Source organism: Paenibacillus favisporus, from assembly GCF_040545415.1.
GTDB lineage: Bacteria > Bacillota > Bacilli > Paenibacillales > Paenibacillaceae > Paenibacillus_AQ > Paenibacillus_AQ favisporus.
Genome location: NZ_JBEPLV010000005.1, coordinates 570084 through 591870, shown reverse-complemented (window position 1 = coordinate 591870; position 21787 = coordinate 570084). Strand labels below are relative to the sequence as shown.

Here is a 21787-nt window from a genome sequence, read left to right as displayed (position 1 = left end):
TTAGGCACGCCGCCAGCGTTCGTCCTGAGCCAGGATCAAACTCTCCAAGAAAGTTTGTAGCTCATTTTGAATCTGACGAGATTGATTTAATCTCAGTTTAAAACATCATCCATTTGTTCAGTTTTCAAGGAACTTGATCGCTGCATTCGACATTATTTTCAAATCCGACGCAGGATTATATTGTATCATGTCATTCATTTCGTGTCAACACTTATTTAGCAAGCATTGAGAAGATTTGAATCACCGCCTTGTTTAGCGGCAAGAAATAATATATCACGGGTACCGCCTATTATGCAACAGTTTTTTTAAATTTATGTTGTGGTAAAATTTACTTACTTATTGTTAGCCAATTCTCTCCTTCACTGACGTAACTATTTCTCGTTAACAGTTGATCGCCAGGCTTAGAATTCTGTTCTTTCTGTAATTGGTTCTCTCCATGTGCTTGTCTACTCAAAAGGATCATAAGTAGAAGATCCATACTCGCAGTACCGTTACTTTGTGTTTTCTTAACAAGGAGGCTGACAAATGAGCGATTGGTTAAACAAGATCCGCAAGGGCATCGGCAAGAAGCTGGCCGCCATTCACCGCTGGAACGCATGGATGGTTGCCTTTCTGGCATTTAGCGGAGTGATTCTCCCCCTCGGTTTCTGGCGCGAGGCGCTTGGCGGAGGCAGGGTCTGGCTGAAATGGCTTCATATCGGTGTCGGCTTGGCCCTGCTCCTTCCCGTCGTCTACTACCTCTTTCTGGCGGGCAAGCACTGGAAGCTGCTGAGGGACCGCCCGAAGCAGAAGTGGAATGTCATCATCGTACTGTTCCTGCTGGCCGGCTGGTTTCTTTCCGGGGTGGTTTTGTGGCAGTTCAGAGCATTCGGCCCGGCATGGTCCAACCCCGCTCTGACGATTCACGACCTCTTTACTTGGGTGGGTCTGCCTTATATCATCTATCACTCGGTTACCCGTACCCAATGGCTCAAAGAGCCTCACCGGCGGACGGTGAAGTCCGGGGCTGACCGGCCAGCGGCAGCAAATACTGCAAACGAGCCGCTCTACACGCGCAGAGCTTTCATCCGATCAGCGATCGGGGTAGGTATGGCGGTAGCGTTCGGGCCTTCTTTTATCAAATGGCTGGGCAGCAGTATCGGTTCGTCACAGCAAAACATGGAGGAGCTGCTCGAAAGGGATGCCAACCATCTGGTTCCGGCACCCACGCCTGCCGCGGAATCCCTCACTCCTATCGGCGGAGGGGCTAAGGGGAATTTTCGCATCTACACGGTAACCCCCATTCCTTCATTCGATAATGCCAACTGGTCTTTTACCGTAGATGGGCTCGTCAATAAACGGCTGCAGTGGAACTGGGAACAATTCGTAAACCTCCCGCGTATGGTTCAGGTCAGCGATTTTCATTGCGTCACCGGTTGGTCGGTGTACCATAACACTTGGGAGGGCATTCCCCTTAAAAAATTGTTGGATGAAGCCGGGGTTCAGCCAGCGGCACAAACCGTGAAGTTTTATTCGGGCGATGGGGTCTACACGGATTCTATAACGATGGAACAGGCTCGCATGGACGACATTATGGTGGCCGTTCTGCACGACGGCAAGCCCATTCCAAGCGATCTCGGCGGTCCGGTACGGCTGATCGTTCCCCAAATGTATACTTATAAGTCCGTCAAATGGTTAAACCGGATTGAATTGATTCAAGGCGACCATGTCGGCTATTGGGAAGAGCGGGGTTACGATAAAAATGCCTGGCTTCCGGACGCCAAAAGGACATAACTCCTCCTTGCAGCCCTTTAATCAACGTTCAAGTCCCCTCCTCATGACCGCTGAAAACAAGGCGGCGGCCTTCCCGCTGCCTGCGGTCATATAATTATCCGCATCCGTTCTGTCAAACCCCATCCATACAGCCCCGGTCCATTCCGGCGTATAACCGACAAACCAAAGATCGCGGTTTCCCTTGCTGCTGACACCGGGCAGGCCAAGCTGCGTCGTGCCGGTTTTGCCCGCTACCGGCCGATTCATCCTCGCTTTCATGCCTGTGCCCTCGTTGACGACACCTCGCAGCATGCTCGTCATATTTTCCGCCGTCGAGTACGAAATGACTTGGCGCTCATCCGGACGGTAGGCATACAGCACCCGACCTTTTGAATCCGTAACCTGCCGTACGAGATGCGCTTCACGATACATCCCACCGCTGGCAAACACACTGTACGCCTGCGCCATTTTCAAGGGAGAGACGCCGGAATGAACGCCGCCAAGCGCAATGGACAGATTAGCATCCTCAGAGGTAAGCGGAATGCCCAGCTTCGCCGCGAACTGTATTGCCTTTGTAATCCCTACCTGCTGCAACAGCCATACGGCTGGGGCATTTACAGACTGCTGCAGCGCTTGCCTCATGGTCATTTGCCCCTGATAAGCTCCGCCCAAATTCTGAGGCTTGTAGCTCCCGTAAGCTATCTTGCGATCCTGAAGCATGCTATCCGGCGAAAATTTACCGTTCTCAAGGGCCGGGCCGTAAGCGATAATCGGCTTAAAGGCCGAACCCGGCTGCCTGGCATCAACCACGGCCCGGTTCAAGCTGCCTGCAGCAGGATGCCTGCCTCCGGCCAGCGCCACAATCTCTCCCGTCCGATAATCCATAATCACCATCGCTGCTTCAACCTGCTGATCCTTGCCGTCCGGCGGAAAGAAATCCGGGTTGGCGAAGGTATCTTCCAGTGCAGCCTGTGCAGCCATATTCATCCCCGTTACGATGGTATACCCACCCGTCTTCAACTCTTCCAACGTTGTGCCTGTTCGCTGTGAGGCTTCCTTGAGAGCAGCATCCATATAAGAGGCCCCCAACACAGGAGGATCAAGCTCCGCCGGCGGCTGATATTTCGTATTTATAGCAGAGATCATCTCATCACGGGTAATCAGACCTTGATGCTTCATAATACCAAGCACTATGTTTCGACGTTGTACGGGCAGGTCGCCCTTATGTAACGGATTGTAAATGGACGGTCCCTTCGGAATGGCAGCCAAGGAGGCGATTTGCGCCACACTGAGCTTTTTCAGATCCGTCACCCCGAAATAATGCTCCGCCGCAGATTTGATGCCGAACTGCCCATCCCCCATGTAAATCTCGTTCAAATACAATTCCAATATGTCATGCTTGGACAAACGTTTCTCCAGAGACAAAGCAATAGAAGCCTCGTTCAGCTTGCGCAGCAGCGTTTGATCCCGGTTCAGATACAGATTTCGGGCCAGCTGCTGTGTAATGGTGCTGCCGCCTTCCGAAATCCGCATATGGATGGAGTTGGTGTATACCGCACGCGCAATCCCTTTGTAATCCAGTCCATTATGTCTATAAAAACTCCGGTCCTCCACCGCCAAAATAGTGTCCAGAAGCAAATCAGGCATATCTTCCAGGTGCGCCTTGGCCCTGTAGCCCGACTCCGGCAGGGGTATTTTTCGAAGCTTGGTCCCATCCGAGGCCACCAGGATGCTCGACTCCCGCAATACCAGTTTCTCGGGATGACGCCCCACGACGATGCCTCCGTACGTATGTACATAAAACAGACCCGCCAGTACGATCAACGTACCAATGACCGCGACATCGAACGAGAGGTAGAACCCCCTCATCACCTTACGCCAAACCTTTGCCTGCGGGCTGTTCATGACGCCGTCATCAGGCTTTCCAGAAGCCTCTCCAAGCCTTGCGCTTCCCGCTTCACGGATTCCATATCGAAATCTGGCGGCCGCTGACCGTTCAAATCCGCAGCCTCCAATGTGCGGAGCAGCGATTTGATTCGCAAAATGACTGCCATGACCTCTTCGTTGTCCAAAAGCGGAGTCGTTTCATTTTGAATGGGCGGTGTGGAAATTCGATCGGCTGAAGATGTTGTCATCCATCTACGAATGCCTTGTAAGTGGCTTGCCAATGCTTTTAACTCACCACCCGAGGCAACTTTCAGTTCACGGAAGGATCCTCGATCTGCCAGCTCCTCTGCCGCTCTGACGATCTGCTTCATATCATCCGCAAGTTTTTGTGAGCGAAGCATGAACAAACCGGCAAACACGATCAAAAAAACAACAGCGACAATCGGCGTTCTACCAATATAGTTCACCAAACCACGGGCCAGCCTGGCAAAAAATGAATCGGGCGAAACATGCGCATAGGACCACGCAAAGACACGGTATGTCAAAAAGAGTACGATAGCGCTTAACAAAGCGCTGCCCGTCACTGTATATAGATAAGCAGCCCGAACCGTTAACCATTTTCTCAAAACTCAGGCCTCCTCTCAGCAAAGCGGAAAACTCACCCACCTATGCGCAAAAGGATACCAGACAATTCTTAACAAACACCCGCTAAATCCTTAACATTCCCTTAAAATTCCACCGCAAGCAGAAATCCGGCTTCATGCAGAGAGCCCCTTCATGCGAGTTCCATCGAAGATCAAAACAGCAATGTCAGCATGAGAAAAAAAGAAAAAGCCCTGGACCCATTTTTCAATGAGCCAGGACTTGGTTAGTCATGTCCTAAAGTCACGTTCTATAACTAGTTCGCTTCTTCGTTCAAAAGACGGATAAATTCGTCCTCGTCCTCGATTACCTGGATGCCGAGCTGCTTCGCTTTGGCCAGCTTGCTGCCGGCCTTCTCCCCGGCAATGAGCAGGTCCGTCTTGGCCGAGACGCTGCCCGTCACTTTCGCTCCCAGCGCCTCCAGCTGCGCCGACGCCTCGTCGCGGGTCATTTGGTGCAGCGTGCCGGTCAATACGACCGTTTTCCCACTAAAGAAGGAGTCGGTTTTAACCGCCTGAGGTGCCTCGGGAGCCTTCGCTTGCACGCCGAGGGAGAGCATTTTCTCGATGCCCGCCACCACAAACGGATCAGCAAAGAAGTTCACGATGCTCTCGGCGACAATGCCGCCGACATCCGGAAGAGCGATTAACTCTTCTATGTCGGCTTTCATCACGGCATGGAGATCTCGGTAATGGTCCGCCAACATTTTGGCTGTGGATTTGCCGGTGTTGGGAATACCCAATGCGTACAGGAAGGAAGCGAGATCTCTGCCCTTGCTTTTCTCAATCGCTTCCAGCAGATTCATCGCCTTTTTCTCGCCAAAACGATCCAGCTTCACCAGCTGCTCAAACGTCAGCTCATACAGTTCGGCCGCTTCGCGCACGTTCAGTTCGTCGTACAGCTGTCCGGCCGTTTTGTCGCTGAACGTTTCGATGTCCATCGCATCACGGGAGGCGAAATGCGTAATCCGCCCGATGATTTGCGGCCTGCAGTTCAGCTTGTTGTTGCAGAACAGATGGGCGCCGCGCATTTCCAGCGGGAAGCCGCACGCCGGACAGTGCTCCGGATAAATGATTTCACCGCCGTCGTTCTCTTCGGTCACCTTACCCAAAATCTCCGGAATGACGTCGTTGGAACGGCGGATAAACACACGTGTGCCCAACGCATATTTCAGGTTTTTGCGCTCGATGTCCCCCACGTTGTTCAGCGTACAGTTCTGAACGGTAACACCTGCCAGCTCCACTGCCTCTACCCGGGCGAGCGGAGTTACTTTACCGGTTCGGCCTACGTTCCAGCTGACGGATTCCAGCACGGTTGTCGTCTCTTCCGCCTCGAATTTGTAGGCTACCGCCCAGCGAGGGAATTTGTCCGTATACCCGAGCGCCTCGCGCGTGCGCATGTCGACGATTTTGATAACGGCTCCGTCAATGAGATAGTCCAGGCTGGAACGGCGCTCCTGAATTTCGGCAAGCTGTTCCATCACATCGTCGAAGTTATCGAAATACGTGATGTACGGATTGACTTTAAAATGATTTTCCCGCAGAAAATCCATCATTTCCTTATGGCTGTCGAACCGGATGTTATCCGAATAGCCCACGTTGTAGAAATAAGCATTCAACCTGCGCTCGGCGGTCACCTTCGGATTCAGATTGCGCAGCGCTCCCGCCGCCCCGTTCCGGGCGTTCTTGAGCGGCTCTGCCGCCGTCTTGTTGTACTCCTCAAGCACAGAGAGGTTCATAATCCCTTCGCCCTGCACCTCGATCGTTCCGTCCTTATATGGAATGCTCAAAGGCACAGACTTAATCGTCTTGATCTGCGGAAGGATGCCTTCGCCGACCACGCCGTTTCCGCGCGTAGCCGCCTGAACCAATCTTCCGTTGGTATAGGTCAAATTGAGCGTGAGCCCGTCAAACTTCAGCTCCACCGCATAGCTCAGCTCGGGCAGAGGGTTATCCGGGTTTTTCTTGTTATAGTCTTGAACCAGCCTTACAGCCCTTGCGTTCCAGCTGCCAAGCTGTTCGATATTTTGGGCCTTATCCAGGCTCCACAGCGGAGCCAGATGACGATGCTGGACAAATCCTTTGAGCAGCTCTCCCCCTACACGCTGTGTCGGAGAATCCGGCAGCGTCATGCCGGTCTCCTTCTCCAATGCAACGAGCTGGTCGTACAAAGCGTCGTACTCTTTATCGCTAATGACAGGCGCATCCAGCGTGTAGTATTGATAATTGTGCTTATTCAGCTCGGCTACGAGCTGCTCCATGGTCAACTTCGGATCCATGCAGGGTCATCCCTCCGTCTATAGATTCATAATTTTAATTTTCCACTTTGGTGATCGGTGCAAACCCGGCCAGAAGGCGTTTCACGCCAACCGGCGCCGGAAAAGCGATCTGCAGCTCCGTATCGTTGCCGCTGCCTTTAACCGAAACGACCGTCCCAATGCCCCATTTGCCGTGGGAGACCTTGTCTCCCGCCTTCAGGGCGGTGAGATCCGAGGTGCTGCTCGCCGCTGCCATTTTGGCCGGAGTGGAGGTAGTCACCGTCACCCGGCTCTCCCGGCCAACCGATGTGGCCGTGGAACCGCTCTGCGAGGATGGCGCAGCACTTCTGCCGAAGTTGCTTCCTCCGCTGCCAAAACCTCTGCCGCCATAAGAACCGCCAATATTGCCTCCGCGGCGGTAGCGGTCACGGGCAACGACCGTATCTTCCTTCAGCTCTTCCGGGATCTCATCCAGGAAGCGGGAAGGCGGGTTCGCCGTCGTCCGGCCGAACAAGGTGCGCATCTGCGCGCAGGAGAGGAACAGCTGCTGCTCCGCGCGGGTAATCCCCACGTAAGCCAGCCGGCGCTCCTCCTCCAGCTCCTCGTTATCCTGGAAGGCCCGGCTGTGCGGGAATACGCCCTCCTCCATGCCGATGATAAACACCACCGGGAACTCGAGCCCCTTGGCGCTGTGCATCGTCATCAGGACAACCGCATCCGAGCGGTCTTCCTCGCTGTCATTCATGCTGTCGATGTCGGCAATGAGCGCCAAATCAGTCAGAAACGCCACCAGCGACTTATCTTCATTATTCTTCTCAAATTCCATCGTAACAGACAGGAACTCGTCGATATTTTCCAGGCGGGACCGGGATTCAAGCGTATTCTCGCGCTGCAGGTCGACCCGGTACTGGGACATTTCCAGTATTTTTTCGGTCAGCTCAGTGACGGACAGGTACTCCACCATCTGATGAAGGGCCGAAATCATATCGTAAAACTCCACCAGAGCATTCCGGGTCCGTCCAGCAAAGCCCAGGTCGTCAACGAACTCCAGCACGCGGAAAATGGAAACTCCCCGCTCCGTCGCCGCGGCTGCAAGCTTCGCCACCGTCGTATCGCCGATACTCCGTTTGGGAACGTTAATGATCCGCGTCAAGCTGATATCGTCATCCGGATTGGAGAGCAGGCGCAGATAGGCCAGCATATCCTTGATCTCTTTGCGGTCGTAGAACTTGATGCCGCCGACGATTTGGTACGGAATGTCCGACTTGATCAAAATTTCCTCGATGACCCGGGACTGGGCGTTCGTCCGGTACAGGATAGCATGATCCTGGTACGACTTGCCTTGATTTACGTTCTTGCTGATTTCCGAGGTGACGAAATACCCTTCGTCATGCTCCGAGTCCGCCCGGTACACTTTAATCTTCGCGCCTTCGCCTTTATCGGTCCACAGCCTCTTCGGTTTACGGCCGGTGTTCTGTCCAATGACCTCGTTCGCTGCGTTCAGAATCGTCGCGGTGGAGCGGTAGTTCTGTTCGAGCAGAATGGTGCGCGCTTCCGGATAGTCCTCTTCAAAATTCAAAATGTTGCTGATGTCCGCGCCGCGCCAGCGGTAAATGGACTGGTCACTGTCACCCACAACGCAAATCCGGTGATGGCTGTCGGCCAGCATCCGGCACAGCATGTACTGCGCCCGGTTCGTATCCTGGTATTCGTCGACATGAATGTACTGGAACTTTTTCTGATAAAAATCCAGCACTTCCGGCACTTCCTTAAACAACTGGATCGTAGCCATGATCAAATCGTCAAAGTCCAGCGAGTTGTTGGCCTTGAGCCGCTTCTGGTACATCGTGTACACCTTGGCGACCAGGCCTTCGAAATAGTCTCCCGCCTTCTGTTCATACTGCGCCGGAGTCACCAGTTCGTTCTTCGCCGTGCTGATCACGGATTGGATCGCCTTCGGCTCGAATTTCTTCGTGTCGAGGTTCAGATCCTTCATGCAGTTGCGGATAACGGACAGTTGGTCTGTGGAGTCCAGGATGGAAAAGTTCGAGGTGAATCCGATGCGTTCAATATCTCTCCGCAAAATGCGGACGCACATCGAGTGGAACGTGGACACCCAGATGTCCCGGCCCTCATTGCCGACCAGCTTGGCTACCCGGTCCTGCATCTCGCGTGCGGCTTTGTTGGTAAACGTAATGGCCAGAATGCCCCAAGGCGGAGCTTTGCGGGTTGCGATCAGGTAAGCGATCCGGTGTGTGAGCACCCGGGTCTTGCCACTGCCCGCGCCGGCCATGATGAGCAGCGGGCCGTCCGTGGCTTCCACGGCTTGGCGCTGCTGCGGGTTCAGTCGTTGTATTGCCTGTTGTATATCAATAGGTTGCATGCGTGCATGCTCCTTCCTGCTATAGAAATTCACAAATATGATAGGACATCATAAAAGCGGTATGCGGCGTGGCCCAACGGCCAGCATCTATTATACCGGTTAGCGGTTATATGCATTTGGGGATTAGAGGTAGTACCGACGACAGTCTAAATCTACTTACTTTTATTCCTTAATAGCCTTAACCGTCAGCAGCGCCTGCTTCAAATCTTCGTAAACGGCGTTGCCGACGACGATGGTGTCGCAGACGTCAGCAGCCTGACGGGCCGAATCGGCATCCTTGATGCCTCCGCCATAGAACAGCTTGGCCCCGTTCAGCGAGCGGTGAATGTGACGCACGGTCTCCATGTCCCCGAACGTCCCGCTGTACTCCACATAGACAACCGGCAGAGACATCAGCTTGTCCGCGACCTGGGCATACGCCGCTGCTCCGGCCGCATCCAGCTCGGTCTGTGCTCCGGTCAAGCGGGCAACCGTGGAATCCGCGTTCAGGACGATATATCCTTCGGGAACGAGCAGCTCCCACGGGATCATGTATCCATATTCCTCCACCGCCCGCTGATGATGGCCAACGAGCCATGCCGAATCCGAAGCATTGAGCACCATGGGGATCATATACAGATCAAAACCCGGTACGATCGCCTCCAGATCGGACACCTCCAGCACGCAGGGGACCTCATATCGCCTAATACGGGACAGCAGCTCCACGGTGTTGTCGAACGTTACCCCGCTGGACCCGCCCACCATGACGGCGTCCGTACCGGACATACACACCGCATCCAGCGCCTCATCGGAGATCTCCTTATCCGGGTCAAGCTTAAACACATGCCTCCATGGCATAATCATTTGCATCAAACGGCATTCCTCCACGACAAATCTTCATAAATCTAGTCTATGTCAGCACCGGGTGAGTGTCAATTTGCGTTCGCATAAAATGCGAACATTTTTTCGCCAATCCGCCGCACACAAAAAAGAAGATATGCTCCGGGTAGAGAAGCATATCTTTCAGGTCATAAACGATTCATCCGATGAACAATATGGATGCAATTACCACCCGAGCGCAACCAGCCAGCGGTTATCACCGAGCTCTTGTTCCGTTACAAAGTCGGAATACACGCCCGTAACCCCCATTCGCTGCAGCCTGCCAATTTCGGAAGGATCGTTAATCGTATTCACATAAGCCGTGATGCCCGCTTTTTTCAGCTTGGCCAGAAAATCAGGCTTCGCCCGGGATTCCGGGATCGTAACCGCCTCAATCGAATGGCTGGCAGCAAAATCGATGACTTCCTGATCCGTATCCTTGGTAGCATACAGCGTGTATATAATGGACGGAAACTCATAAATACCGTTCACCATGTCCAGCATCGGCTGATCGTAAATTTGCGGCACGACCCTCTCCAGCAGCGCGGGATCGCGTTTTTTCGCCGTATCTACGAGGATCTCCAGCTCTTTTTGCATATCCGCCGGCTCCTGCTCCTTCGTATCCGTCACGATATAAATATCGGGATAATGCTCCATCAGGTCCAAAATATCCGACCAATCCAGCGGCTCGTATGTGCCGAGGATTTTACTGTTTTTGAAGTCGCTGTAGGTCAGCCTCCCCGACTGCTTGTCCTTCGGAAGCTCACCCTTTTGCCCCAGCAGCTCGGTCATGTACTGCGTCCATTCGTGCCTGGCCACCAAATGGCCGTCCGCCGTCAGAAGCAGATCCACCTCGAATACACGGTTTCCTTTTTCGTAGTTGGCAATAAACGCCTCATAGGAATTCGTGTACGCATGCTCGCGGATCCCGCCCATCGCGTGGGAAATGACCCGGTAATCGGTAAAATTGTTGTTGATGTCCTTGGAGCTTCCCTGGGGAACCCACATCATCAGGCCGGCCGCTACAACCAGCGCCAGCAATGCCACCCATTTCCTCATCGAAATCACATCCTTTTCACCAGCGTAAGCATGAGGGGAGCGTGTCTGATTCGTTGGGAGACGAAGAAAGAGATTAGTTAGTAGAGATTACCCGGACGTGAGGGGTGTCAAACGATGAGGGGGGAGGGGGATGCTGGGAATGCCCTAAGGGAAAAGAAAAAGCGACGTCATAGACGCCGCTTCATTAAATCAGTGCTTGATTACTAATATGCGTTTTTATTAACAAAGCCGTTTCGTATCGTTTTGAAAATGATTTTAATATCAAAGAGAAGAGACCAATTTTCAATATAAAAAATATCGTGATTGACCCGTTCTTCTATCGAGGTATCCCCTCGCAGGCCGTTACTCTGGGCATAGCCAGTTATGCCAGGACGGACATGGTGCTTTACCATGTACTTCGGAATTTCCTCTCTGAACTGCTCCACGAAATAGGGACGCTCAGGTCTTGGACCGACGACGCTCATATCTCCCGACAGCACGTTGAAAAATTGCGGTAATTCGTCCAAGCTGGTTTTCCTGAGAAACGAACCAAACCTGGTTCGTCGCGGATCATTTTCCGTTGTCCAACCCGTATCGACCGTGCCAGGAGACATCACTTTCATTGATCGGAACTTATACATCATAAAGGTACGGCGGTTTAAACCAACTCGTTCCTGTTTGAAAATAGCCGGGCCGGGCGAAGTGATTTTGACACCAATCCAAATCAAAAGCAACAGCGGTGACGTCAGAATAATGGCAAACAGAGAGAACGCAATATCAAACAGCCTCTTAAACAATCGGTTCGCCGCCATATCCAACGGAATATCACGGACGTTAATTGTAGGCATGCCCGCAAAGTTATCAAAATAAGGTCTGGCCGGCAGATAGTCGAAAAAGTCAGGAATAATGAGCGTACGTACCCCAGCCTTCTCACATAAAGCGATAATCTTCGCGTATTTGTAATGTGCGTCGAGCGGCAGGGCCAGTACGACCTCATCAATCAGCTCTTTTTCCAGAACTTTCGGTAGATCGTCAACCGTCCCCAGTATAGGCTTATAACGGAGCTTCTCCTGTACGTCCCACTTCTGGTAATCATCAAGAAAACCAATCACTTCATAGCCCAGTTCAGGATATTGCTTAAGGTTTTGAAAAAACCTTTTCCCCAACGACCCCGCCCCAACGATCAAAACGAACTGCCGGTTGTATCCTTTTTGCCGAAAATACTTTAATGACGATTTAAGAATATAACGGTAAACAAGGATAAACATCACCAGAGTAACCATATAAAGCGCCAAGTACGAACGGGAGATATTCACTTCCTTCACAAAGAACATTAAGCTCAAGAGCACAAAAATGCTGATGCAATGTACTTGAATGATTTTAATGAATTCATCGGCAAATCGTTTCTTACGCTTAGGTGAATATAAGGCAATCATCATGCCGGCTAATACAGCAATGCCCCCATAAATAAAGCTCCACATGGCATAGGTTTCGACGGGTAGCGGCCTGCTGAATGGTATCCAACCGCTTCGGAACCGGATCCACCATACCAATAGAAACGAAAACTGGATGAAGGCAAAGTCGGTCAGCGCATACATCTGAGTCAGGAACTCCTGATTTTTCCGGATCACACGCCCACCCCCATGCCTGATTCCTTAGACTCGATCACTGATTTTGGCCGAACCAACCGGCTTTTTACCAGAGCCATTATAAATTTAAGCCCCACCCCCATATATATGAGGCAATTCGTCAAAATATTGTAATGTTTGCGATAATGCTTCCTGTGAAACAAAATCATCGCCCGGTGGAACTCGTAAGTGATCTTATATGGTCTTCGGCGAGCACTTCCACCTTTATAGTGAACAATCGTTGTTTTAGGATAGTAATGAATATCCCAACCCGACTGCTTAATGCGGTAGCACCAATCAATATCCTCACCATACATAAAGAACGTTTCGTCAAGTCCTCCGACCGTCTCCAGCACCTCACGCCGCACAAGCATAAAAGCACCAACTAGACAATCCACCGGGTAGGCCTGATCCGGATCCAAATGCCCCAACTGGTACTGGTTGAACCGTGGATTATCCGGAAACAACTTGGAGAACCCGAAGGCATAATAAAAAGAAGCCGAAGGCGTAGGAAATCCACGCTTGCAGGCTTTATCCAATGAGCCGTCAGGCAGTATGACTTTGCATCCAGACGCTCCTACCTTAGGATGCTCGTCCATGAAAGCAATCATGGTCTGGAGCGTATCCTTTTGGATGACCGTATCCGAGTTCAGCAGTAAGACGTAACGTCCTTTAGCCGCTTCCATCCCCTGATTATTGGCTTTGGCAAATCCGGTATTATTCTTATTCGCGATGAGAGTCACTCGAGGGAACTCGGCTCGAATCGTCTCAACCGAATCGTCGGAGGAGTTGTTGTCGATGACGATGACCTCATAGGTATAACTGGTCTCCGAGGCTAATACCGAACGAAGACAGTCCACCGTCAGCTGGCATGTATTGTAATTCACAATAAGAATGCTTAAGTCCAATTTGAAGCACATCCTGACAACCATAGTTATGAAAATATATTAAAATAACGACAATAAAGCCAATTTAAACCTATCTATCGACATTATAGCATAAGAACATTGTAATCTACGTATTAACAGTAAATTAAGACAGTAATAAATTATCTCAATCTCTTTTTTTCGATAATAGCTTTTCGTTTGCTTTTCAAATTACTATACTGCTTTACAAATAATTTCCACGCACCTAGAATACGAACTTCTCTTAATAGGAAATACCCGTTGCTGGCAATCTCATAAGGCAAAGCCTGTGCTAAGTCCAGTAACCAGCGAAAGCGATCACCATTTTTATAGATCATTTTGTATCGGTTAATATAGGAATACCTGCGGATGAATAACGGCTGCCGTTGGCGGGTCCCTTTCTTCCAGCCTCGAGCGTGGTACCCAATAGCCTCGGCATGGAAGTACGATTTCCATCCCAAGATCTTTGCTCTCCAGGCAACATCTACATCCTCTTTATAAGCAAAAAAGTCTCCGTCAAAAAATTCCCCGTTTATGCTGATGTCCTGGACCATCTTTCTAGAATACATGGCTGCTGCACCTGAAACACCAAAAACCTCTCCCGACTGGTTCCAGTTAGATGATGGTTCCCCCGCCCCTCGATCAAAGGCTCTATACGCCTTGTTCATGATAAGTCCCGTGCTATCCACAATTTCAGGATTCGATTTAAGCAGCAGCTTGCCAGTTGCACTCCCCACTCCAGGGTGAATCTCGAGACTGTTGATCAGTAATTCCACATAGCTTGGATCCAATGTAACGTCCGGATTAAGCACTAAGATGTAGTCGCTGTCCGTAGCCTCAATAGCCTGATTATGGCCGGGTGCAAAACCAAGATTCTCTTGATTCATTATTATCCTCAGTTTCTCACCAATTGTATTTTGAAGAGATAGGATTCTTTCCAATGTATCGTCAGTAGAATGATTGTCAACAATAACAATTTGTTCAATAGGATAGGTTTGAGCTTGAACAGCCTTAAGACAGGGAATGATATCTTCTCCGCTATTAAAAGTAACAATATGTACGCTTACTCGTTTATTCATAGACAATTACCTTGTTCCTATCTTGATTTTTGACTCCATTATAGCAAATAAACTCTCATCCCATGGGAGGGCGAGAGTTTTATTATGAACTAAGCAATAATTATTAGCTTGGCAAATGCTTCAGAAAATCGACGAGCCCCTCTCGCCATGGTCTAATATCCGTTAATCCATTCGTCCTAATCGATAAGTGATCCATAACCGAATTCGCCGGTCGTGGAGCTGGGCGGGGAAACTGCTCCGTCGTACATGGCTCAACCTGTGCCGTAATTTGAATACCAAGCTTTCGAGCTTCTTCAAAAATCGCCTGCGTAAATTCAAACCATGTGCATTCTCCACTGTTCGAAGCATGATAGACGCCGTATTTTTCGGTCTGAACCAATTCCTCGAGAAAACGAGCGAGATCAGCCGTGTAGGTAGGGGAACCCTTTTGGTCATGAACGACTTGCAGCTGGGGTTTCTCCTGACCCAAGCGAAGCATCGTTTTCACAAAATTATTTCCATGCAGCCCGTAAACCCAGGATGTGCGGACAATGAAATACCGGGACGATAGGCTTTGTGTAAGAACCTCACCGGCTCTTTTTGATTTGCCATACACACTTTTCGGATCCGTATTGTCGTATTCCTGATAAGGGACCTCGGAACGTCCGTTAAAAACATAGTCCGTACTGATGTAAACCATCTTAGCGCCAGCTTTTTCGGCTGCAACTGCCACATTTCTTGTACCGACTGCGTTTACCCTGTAGGCTCCGTCAACATCCGTCTCGGCGGCATCCACCGCAGTATAAGCTGCACAATGGATGATTGAATCCGGCTGGAATTCGTTAATAATTTGTTGGCATTGCTCCAAATTCGTAATGTCCAACTCGGAGCGGCTGCACCCCATGACTTCATGCCCTTTTTGTTGAAAAAGAGCGACTACATCCTTCCCTAGCTGTCCTGAGGCTCCGGTCACTAAGACTCTCATACGGAATCGCCTAACCGTTCGCCGTATTGCTTAGCGTAATAGTCTTGGTACTCACCAGATTGAATGCGAGTCCACCATTCCTTGTTATTCAGATACCACTGAATCGTCTCTTTAATACCTGTTTCGAAATTATGCTTTGGTTTCCAACCAAGCTCCTGCTTAATCTTGGTCGGGTCAATGCCGTAACGGCGGTCATGCCCAGGACGATCCTGTACATAGGTAATCAGCGATTCCGGTTTATTCAGCTCCGCCAAAATGGTTTTTACGATGTGGATGTTCGTCCGCTCGTTGTTGCCTCCAATGTTGTATACCCCGCCGATACGGCCCTTATGAATAACCAGGTCAATGGCGCTGCAATGATCTTCTACATACAGCCAATCTCGAATGTTAAGCCCGTCTCCGTAAATCGGAAGCGCCTGGTCGTTCAAAGCGCGGGATACCATCAGCGGAATCAGCTTTTCCGGAAATTGATACGGTCCGTAGTTATTAGAGCAGCGGGTGATGTTTACCGGTAGACCAAAAGTCTCGTGGTAGGCACGCACTAGAAGATCTCCGCCTGCTTTGCTCGCAGAATAAGGACTGTTCGGGGTCAGGGGCGTTTCCTCCGTAAATAGGCCAGTTTCCCCTAATGTACCGTACACCTCGTCCGTAGATACTTGAACGTACTTCGTCACACCGTATTTTTTGGCTGCGTCTAAAAGTATCTGCGTCCCCAAAACATTTGTTTTTACGAAGACTTCCGGATCCAAAATGCTGCGGTCCACATGCGATTCGGCAGCAAAGTTGACTACCACGTCAATACCTTGCTGGAACAAGTCGTCAATGGCTTTGGCATCGGTGATATCAGTTTTAGAGAAGGTATAGTTCGGGTGATTTTCGATCGACTTCAGATTTTCCAAATTGCCCGCATACGTTAGCGAGTCCACATTAATGATCTTATACTCCGGGTGCTGCTGAAGCATATATAAAACGAAATTACTGCCAATAAATCCGGCTCCGCCGGAAACGAGAAGTTTCATGTAAAAAGCGGCCTCCTAGTCAAAATTCAATTCCGCATCCTTTAGCAGCGGATGGTGCTGGTCTTTGTCCGATAGAATCGGCTTGGATGTCGGCCAATCGATTCCTAATGCCGGGTCATTCCATAATATGCCGCGGTCATTCTCAGGGGAATAATATTCGTCCACCTTGTACAAGACTTGGGTGTTCGGCGCAAGCGTACAAAATCCATGCGCGAAGCCTTTAGGCACTAACAGCTGACGGTGATTATGCTCACTCAGAATAACCCCTACCCATTTACCGAAGGTAGGCGAGCTTTTGCGGACGTCAACAATGACATCGTAGATGGCGCCGGTGAGGACGCGGATCAGCTTGGTTTGAGCTTTAGGGTTCAACTGGTAGTGAAGACCACGGATTACACCCGGTTCAGCCGAAAGAGATTGGTTGTCTTGAATGAAGCTGAATTTGACGCCTTGTTTTTCCAAGACGTCTTCATTGTAACTCTCCATAAAAAAACCCCGGTTATCTCCATGGACAACCGGTTCAAGTAAGGCAGCGCCTTGTAGGTTTAAAGGAGTGACTTTCATGTTAGGGATTCCTCCTTTTTGTATTAAAGTTTCAACTTTCCAAATTCATCGCCAAAATTCATCTCCCTTGCCAACTCATTAGCCCGTGCCAAGGAAGAATGCGTGCCTGCGTCAGTCCACCAGCCTTTGAGAATGTCAAAGGTGAGCTCATTACGCTTAATATATGCGTTATTTACGTCAGTGATCTCCAATTCGCCCCGAGCCGAGGGCTTTAAAGTCCGAATGATATCGAATACTTGATGATCATACATGTAGATACCGGTTACCGCATACTGACTCTTTGGAATTTCTGGCTTCTCTTCTATAGAAATAATGCGATTTCCTTCAAGTTCGGGGACTCCAAAACGCCGCGGATCAGCTACCTCTTGTATAAGGATCTTAGCTCCACGGGTCTGGTTTCGGAAGTTATTCACGAATGGAGTGATATCATCTTTAAAAACGTTATCTCCCAAAATAACAACCATTCGGTCATTCCCAACAAATTGTTCAGCCAAAGAGAGGGCTTGAGCAATCCCCCCTGCCTCTTCCTGAACCTTATATGTAAAGGAAAGGCCCATTTCTCGGCCGCTGCCCAGAAGGTTTACCACATCTCCCATGTGCTCTTTGCCAGTGACAACGAGAATATCTTTAAGGCCTGCAAGTGATAATTTATGAGCCGCATGAAAAATCATCGGGTATTTCCCTACAGGAAGGAGGTGTTTGTTGGTTACCTTGGTTAATGGATAGAGGCGAGAACCTGTTCCGCCTGCTAGGATTATGGCTTTCATATTAGACTGCTCCAATTTTGTATTAACTAAAGTATCAAAAGTTATCTTAGCTGATTCGTAGTGCTATCCGCTGAAAAGTCAGCAGGCTCAAACAGCCACTTTTCAATTTTGTTATAAACAAAATTGAAAAGTATTCCAAGTGCAAATGAAACAATCCAAAGTAAAACGAAGAGCGCTGCGCATACCAATAACATGGTTGGCATTATTAGTTTTTGATTAATATCCAAGACGCCTTTAACTATCCCACTTTTTTTCCAAATAATATCCCTAATCATGGGCTGTTCATGCACCAGATATATACCAAAAACATATTTTGAAATAAAATTAATCTTTACGGATTGAAGATTAATACTCTTGAAATACTGGAACAACATATAACTCATGATTACTACTAATGGGGAATTATACCAATACCATCTTCCGATGGAATCATTATGCGCTGTGCCCGTAACAATAAAACTATTTAGTGAGGCTATAAATAAATACAGAACAAAGTACAAGTTTTTGTGGATTGATTTGAAAATAAAATCATATCTCCTAATATACCCTCCTAATAGATACAAAAAAATGAAAAATATCAGACTATAGCCTCTATTAACACCTAATTCTGTAATACTCTCATAGAAACCCCAAATCGATGTCAAAACAAAAAAAATGCATAACAATGTTGTGTACTCTTTTCTGCTTAAGACATCAATTAATTTATTTATATAAGGAGATAAAACTATAAGAACAAGAAAAACAGTGACAAACCAATATTCTCTAAAAATTACTGCAAGTAGACTTTCCTTTAAAGTATGAGCATTAAAAACTGTTTTGTTAAAGAGTACATTTAGTATGAACATTGTAGTACAAAAAAAACTCGTTTCTAGAAAAAGTCTTATAACCTTATTGCCTTTTACTTTTGACTTAGACAGGAAGTATGCACTTATCAAAACGTAAATATTAACAGAAATAATTGAGAGCGATCGTAGAAAATGGTAAATAAATTGATTATACTCTGAAAGACCTGTATTAAGATCTATAGCCTTTTGAAATCCAAATGTACCCATATGAAGAACCACTATCATAAACATCGATATAATTCTTAATAATTCAAAGTTAGAGTCGCGAGTTTTTATAACCGCCATGAATTTAGCCACCGTTTCTTTGATGTTATTACATGTCAGTACACATTTATTTAGGCACTCATCCGATATTGCCAGCTCCGTGTGCAACCTTAGGAAATACAGTTGCTCAGATTCTCAAATATGCCTCGGGGTTCAAACTATGAGTTCCTCCACCGGTTGCCCGTCAGCTAGGCCACTTTGCTATCATCTAGACTAGACATGCATCGGCTAGTTGTTGCCAGCTTGGCTAGTTAATAGAAAGCTTGTTATTTTAGCTTAATGATCTCTTCATAAACTCGTAGACAATTATTTCGATCAGTAAAAGCATAGAAATCCTTGACTCGTTCAGCATACATTGGTTTCATGATACAATCATTATCAATATAAAAGTTAATATACAGCAACAACTCATCATATTCATTACAAACTTCTCCAAAACCCATAGATTCATAATCAAAATAACCGTCATTATAGTGGTTACGATCAAACTGAAAATATAATACTGGTTTCGATAAGTAGGCAAAATCAAACGCAACCGAAGAATAGTCAGTAATCAATAAGCTTGATTCATTGAAAAGTTGTTGATAGCTTATATTGTAATCTACAAATTTTACATAATCATTCCGATCGAAATCTACAAGTTGTTGGTATATATCGGGGTGCGGAAAGAAAATAATTTCGTAATTTTTAGATTTTGCTTTTTCAATTAAATTAGAATCATTAATTAACCTATTGTAATTTTTAAAATACTCACTCTGCTTAAAACTTTCATTGTACGGTCTTTCTCCTAATTGCTGATTTTTAGGTTTTACTATTGATTTTCTCCAAGTAGGGATTATTAATATTTGTTTTCTATTCTTATTCTCCAAGTTGTCGTATCTAGGCAATCCCGTAAGTTTTACATTTTCCTCAGAATAATTGTATGTTCCGTTAATTATAGAGTTGTATTCAGCATTAGTTGAAGTAATAAATAAACTAATATTTTTTCTATATTTATTTAACCAACTGGATAAATCATCTTTAATAATCCCATGCTGAAGGAATATAAATTCACCACCAATTAAGTCTTTATAATACTTATCTAGTGAAAAAAATGGATTTGTGACCCACTCATCTGCATGAGAAGAAATTATTTTGTCAGCAACCAAATGTAGAAATTTGTGTCTATAAGATCCAAAATCTATGATAGCTGCTATTTTCTTTAATCTTGAATAGTCTTTTGAATCTTTTTTAATAACAAAATATTTTTTTATATTATCATTTTGATTATTTGAATATAAAAATAGATGTTCTGCATTATCGTCTGCTTTATCTTGTCTATCCATAAATAGCCAAATTTTCTTTCCCTTATATAATAATTTAAATAAATAGTAACTAACTCTTACAATTACAGCTTTTCGAGATCCTAACTCTTTTGATTTAATTAAATATTTTAAATAATTAAATTCATTTGCAACCTTCTCTCTTAAAGAAGCTTTCTTAATTGAAATTTTATCTTTATTTGCACGAAAAATATATCCTGATTCAGACAAATAATTCTCTGTTGTCAATCTGGAATATTTTCTAAACTTTATACTTAAAGGATATTTTTCTTCTCCACCTAAGGCAAAAAAACAAATACTTTTTCCATAATTATCATTTAGATTTATCGAAAATTTAAATCCATAGTATTCTTTAATAACCCTACCTAGCGAGTATATATTGTCCACTGTACGGTCTACTTTTTCTCCAACTATTATGTCTTCATCTAACTGGCAAATTATTTGAATTTCACTATTATTAAATCCTGATCCAAAAAAGCCTTCAATTATTAATGTATCATTTTTTATATTAAACAATTCTATAGTAACGTTTTGCCTGTTTATTTCATTAAGAAGGACATTTCCAATATGAAGAAATAAATTACCTTTAGTAGAAATTTTTCTTTCTAATAATTTTAAATTAGCAGAATATTTAAGTCGTAAAACAAATAATTTTCTTTGGTAATTTAAATGTGTCTGTTCCATTATTATGGAATCGTCAATATATTGAAGCACATTTATTAATTCTTGAAAGAATTCATTTTCTTCTTCGTATGTTAATAAGTTTTCAGGTATTTTTTCTAGATTAAATCGCCACTGCAAATCATACATAACCATGTACTGGATATATTTAGGAAGAAAACCCATTTTGTCATTTGCATATTTAATAGTAGATCTAGAGAAAGTATTTAGATACTTTGTGTACCATTCTTTTTTATTAAAACCATCTCGTATTGCTGAAGAGTTATTCTGTCTCTTCCTATATAGATATTGCGCTTCTTTAACTACACCATAAGAACATTTTTCTAGTATAATTTTGTTAATAAGTTCCGCATCTTCCGTTAGTTTCATTTCGGGGTTGAAGCGGTGATTTTTCAAAATACGGTTCTTAATGAAAGAGCCTCCTATATGCATTTGAATAGATTTATATTCTTTCAAGATGTTAACAATTCTTGTATTTTTATACTTATAATTCAAATGATGGGGTTTATTTATTGCATCAAAAAAATACAGAGGAATTGATACAAGATCAATATATTTAAAGTTTTCTTCAAAAAAATCAACAACACATAATAAAGCATCGGTAGAAAACATGTCGTCAGCATCCAGAAAGCCCACATATTTACCTCTAACTTCCTTTAGGCCTTCATTCCTTGTACTGCTGACTCCTTCATTTTCTTTATATATATAAACTATATTATTGAGATATTTATTTTTGTATCGTAAACAAATCTCCTCAGAAGAATCTGTACTTCCATCATTTATAAGAATCAACTGTACGTGATCTTCAAAACCAATACTTTGATATATAACACTTTCAATAGCTTCTTCTAAGTATTTCTCAACATTATAAATTGGCATTATAATTGAAAATAAGTAATCATATACTGCATCTCTCTCTTGGAGCATTATTA

16 protein-coding genes are annotated in these 21787 nt (G+C 46.4%); 1 reads left to right on the top strand and 15 read right to left on the bottom strand.

Annotated features, from left to right (window positions below):
- Positions 1 to 525: 525 nt before the first annotated feature.
- Positions 526 to 1773 (top strand): molybdopterin-dependent oxidoreductase, encoded by a 1248-nt coding sequence (locus ABID47_RS23920; protein ID WP_354500412.1) that lies wholly within the window; start codon positions 526 to 528, stop codon positions 1771 to 1773.
- A gap of 21 nt (positions 1774 to 1794) precedes the next feature.
- Here the strand turns inward: ABID47_RS23920 and ABID47_RS23915 are convergent, their stop codons facing one another.
- The 15 genes from ABID47_RS23915 to ABID47_RS23845 all read right to left on the bottom strand — a co-directional run bounded on the left by ABID47_RS23915 (position 1795) and on the right by ABID47_RS23845 (position 21782).
- Complete coding sequence (locus ABID47_RS23915; protein ID WP_354500410.1) at positions 1795 to 3657, bottom strand: transglycosylase domain-containing protein; 1863 nt, start codon at positions 3655 to 3657, stop codon at positions 1795 to 1797.
- Complete coding sequence (locus ABID47_RS23910) at positions 3654 to 4265, bottom strand: hypothetical protein (protein ID WP_354500408.1); 612 nt, start codon at positions 4263 to 4265, stop codon at positions 3654 to 3656. The genes ABID47_RS23915 and ABID47_RS23910 overlap by 4 nt, the downstream gene beginning before the upstream one ends.
- A 272-nt stretch (positions 4266 to 4537) precedes the next feature.
- Positions 4538 to 6559 (bottom strand): NAD-dependent DNA ligase LigA, encoded by a 2022-nt coding sequence (ligA, locus tag ABID47_RS23905; protein WP_145139405.1) that lies wholly within the window; start codon positions 6557 to 6559, stop codon positions 4538 to 4540.
- Between the two features lie 34 nt (positions 6560 to 6593).
- Entirely contained in the window at positions 6594 to 8921 is a 2328-nt protein-coding gene (gene pcrA, locus ABID47_RS23900; RefSeq protein WP_354500406.1) for a DNA helicase PcrA, read from the bottom strand.
- A 162-nt stretch (positions 8922 to 9083) separates the two neighbouring features.
- Entirely contained in the window at positions 9084 to 9770 is a 687-nt protein-coding gene (pcrB, locus tag ABID47_RS23895; RefSeq protein WP_212970477.1) for a heptaprenylglyceryl phosphate synthase, read from the bottom strand.
- A gap of 195 nt (positions 9771 to 9965) precedes the next feature.
- Positions 9966 to 10838 (bottom strand): phosphatidylinositol-specific phospholipase C/glycerophosphodiester phosphodiesterase family protein, encoded by an 873-nt coding sequence (locus ABID47_RS23890; RefSeq protein ID WP_152400014.1) that lies wholly within the window; start codon positions 10836 to 10838, stop codon positions 9966 to 9968.
- A gap of 203 nt (positions 10839 to 11041) precedes the next feature.
- On the bottom strand, positions 11042 to 12448 hold the full coding sequence (locus ABID47_RS23885; RefSeq protein WP_354500403.1) for an undecaprenyl-phosphate glucose phosphotransferase: 1407 nt from the start codon (positions 12446 to 12448) through the stop codon (positions 11042 to 11044).
- Positions 12445 to 13353 (bottom strand): glycosyltransferase family 2 protein, encoded by a 909-nt coding sequence (locus ABID47_RS23880; RefSeq protein ID WP_354500401.1) that lies wholly within the window; start codon positions 13351 to 13353, stop codon positions 12445 to 12447. The genes ABID47_RS23885 and ABID47_RS23880 overlap by 4 nt, the downstream gene beginning before the upstream one ends.
- Before the next feature lie 140 nt (positions 13354 to 13493).
- On the bottom strand, positions 13494 to 14429 hold the full coding sequence (locus ABID47_RS23875) for a glycosyltransferase family 2 protein (protein ID WP_354500399.1): 936 nt from the start codon (positions 14427 to 14429) through the stop codon (positions 13494 to 13496).
- A gap of 103 nt (positions 14430 to 14532) precedes the next feature.
- The gene (gene rfbD / locus ABID47_RS23870; protein WP_354500397.1) at positions 14533 to 15393 is read right to left on the bottom strand and encodes a dTDP-4-dehydrorhamnose reductase; all 861 of its coding nucleotides are present in this window, start codon (positions 15391 to 15393) and stop codon (positions 14533 to 14535) included.
- Entirely contained in the window at positions 15390 to 16412 is a 1023-nt protein-coding gene (gene rfbB / locus ABID47_RS23865; protein WP_354500395.1) for a dTDP-glucose 4,6-dehydratase, read from the bottom strand. Before rfbB ends, rfbD begins: the two co-directional genes overlap by 4 nt.
- Positions 16413 to 16427: 15 nt before the next feature.
- Positions 16428 to 16976, bottom strand: a complete 549-nt coding sequence (gene rfbC / locus ABID47_RS23860) for a dTDP-4-dehydrorhamnose 3,5-epimerase (RefSeq protein ID WP_354500393.1) — start codon at positions 16974 to 16976, stop codon at positions 16428 to 16430.
- Between the two features lie 23 nt (positions 16977 to 16999).
- Positions 17000 to 17743, bottom strand: a complete 744-nt coding sequence (locus tag ABID47_RS23855) for a sugar phosphate nucleotidyltransferase (RefSeq protein ID WP_354500391.1) — start codon at positions 17741 to 17743, stop codon at positions 17000 to 17002.
- A 41-nt stretch (positions 17744 to 17784) separates the two neighbouring features.
- Positions 17785 to 18873 carry an acyltransferase gene (locus tag ABID47_RS23850; protein ID WP_354500389.1) on the bottom strand — a complete coding sequence of 363 codons (1089 nt, stop codon included), beginning with the start codon at positions 18871 to 18873 and terminating at the stop codon, positions 17785 to 17787.
- A 245-nt stretch (positions 18874 to 19118) separates the two neighbouring features.
- Positions 19119 to 21782 (bottom strand): bifunctional glycosyltransferase/CDP-glycerol:glycerophosphate glycerophosphotransferase, encoded by a 2664-nt coding sequence (locus ABID47_RS23845; RefSeq protein WP_354500387.1) that lies wholly within the window; start codon positions 21780 to 21782, stop codon positions 19119 to 19121.
- Between the last annotated feature and the right edge of the window lie 5 nt (positions 21783 to 21787).

Excerpts from the sequence above, each read along its gene's own strand:
- ABID47_RS23920 (WP_354500412.1), top strand. The coding sequence starts at position 526 with ATGAGCGATTGGTTAAACAAGATCCGCAAGGGCATCGGCAAGAAGCTG.
- ABID47_RS23915 (WP_354500410.1), bottom strand. The coding sequence starts at position 3,657 with ATGAACAGCCCGCAGGCAAAGGTTTGGCGTAAGGTGATGAGGGGGTTC.
- ligA (WP_145139405.1), bottom strand. The coding sequence starts at position 6,559 with ATGGATCCGAAGTTGACCATGGAGCAGCTCGTAGCCGAGCTGAATAAG.
- pcrA (WP_354500406.1), bottom strand. The coding sequence starts at position 8,921 with ATGCAACCTATTGATATACAACAGGCAATACAACGACTGAACCCGCAG.
- pcrB (WP_212970477.1), bottom strand. The coding sequence starts at position 9,770 with ATGCAAATGATTATGCCATGGAGGCATGTGTTTAAGCTTGACCCGGAT.
- ABID47_RS23890 (WP_152400014.1), bottom strand. The coding sequence starts at position 10,838 with ATGAGGAAATGGGTGGCATTGCTGGCGCTGGTTGTAGCGGCCGGCCTG.
- ABID47_RS23875 (WP_354500399.1), bottom strand. The coding sequence starts at position 14,429 with ATGAATAAACGAGTAAGCGTACATATTGTTACTTTTAATAGCGGAGAA.
- rfbD (WP_354500397.1), bottom strand. The coding sequence starts at position 15,393 with ATGAGAGTCTTAGTGACCGGAGCCTCAGGACAGCTAGGGAAGGATGTA.
- rfbB (WP_354500395.1), bottom strand. The coding sequence starts at position 16,412 with ATGAAACTTCTCGTTTCCGGCGGAGCCGGATTTATTGGCAGTAATTTC.
- rfbC (WP_354500393.1), bottom strand. The coding sequence starts at position 16,976 with ATGAAAGTCACTCCTTTAAACCTACAAGGCGCTGCCTTACTTGAACCG.
- ABID47_RS23855 (WP_354500391.1), bottom strand. The coding sequence starts at position 17,743 with ATGAAAGCCATAATCCTAGCAGGCGGAACAGGTTCTCGCCTCTATCCA.
- ABID47_RS23850 (WP_354500389.1), bottom strand. The coding sequence starts at position 18,873 with ATGGCGGTTATAAAAACTCGCGACTCTAACTTTGAATTATTAAGAATT.
- ABID47_RS23845 (WP_354500387.1), bottom strand. The coding sequence starts at position 21,782 with ATGCTCCAAGAGAGAGATGCAGTATATGATTACTTATTTTCAATTATA.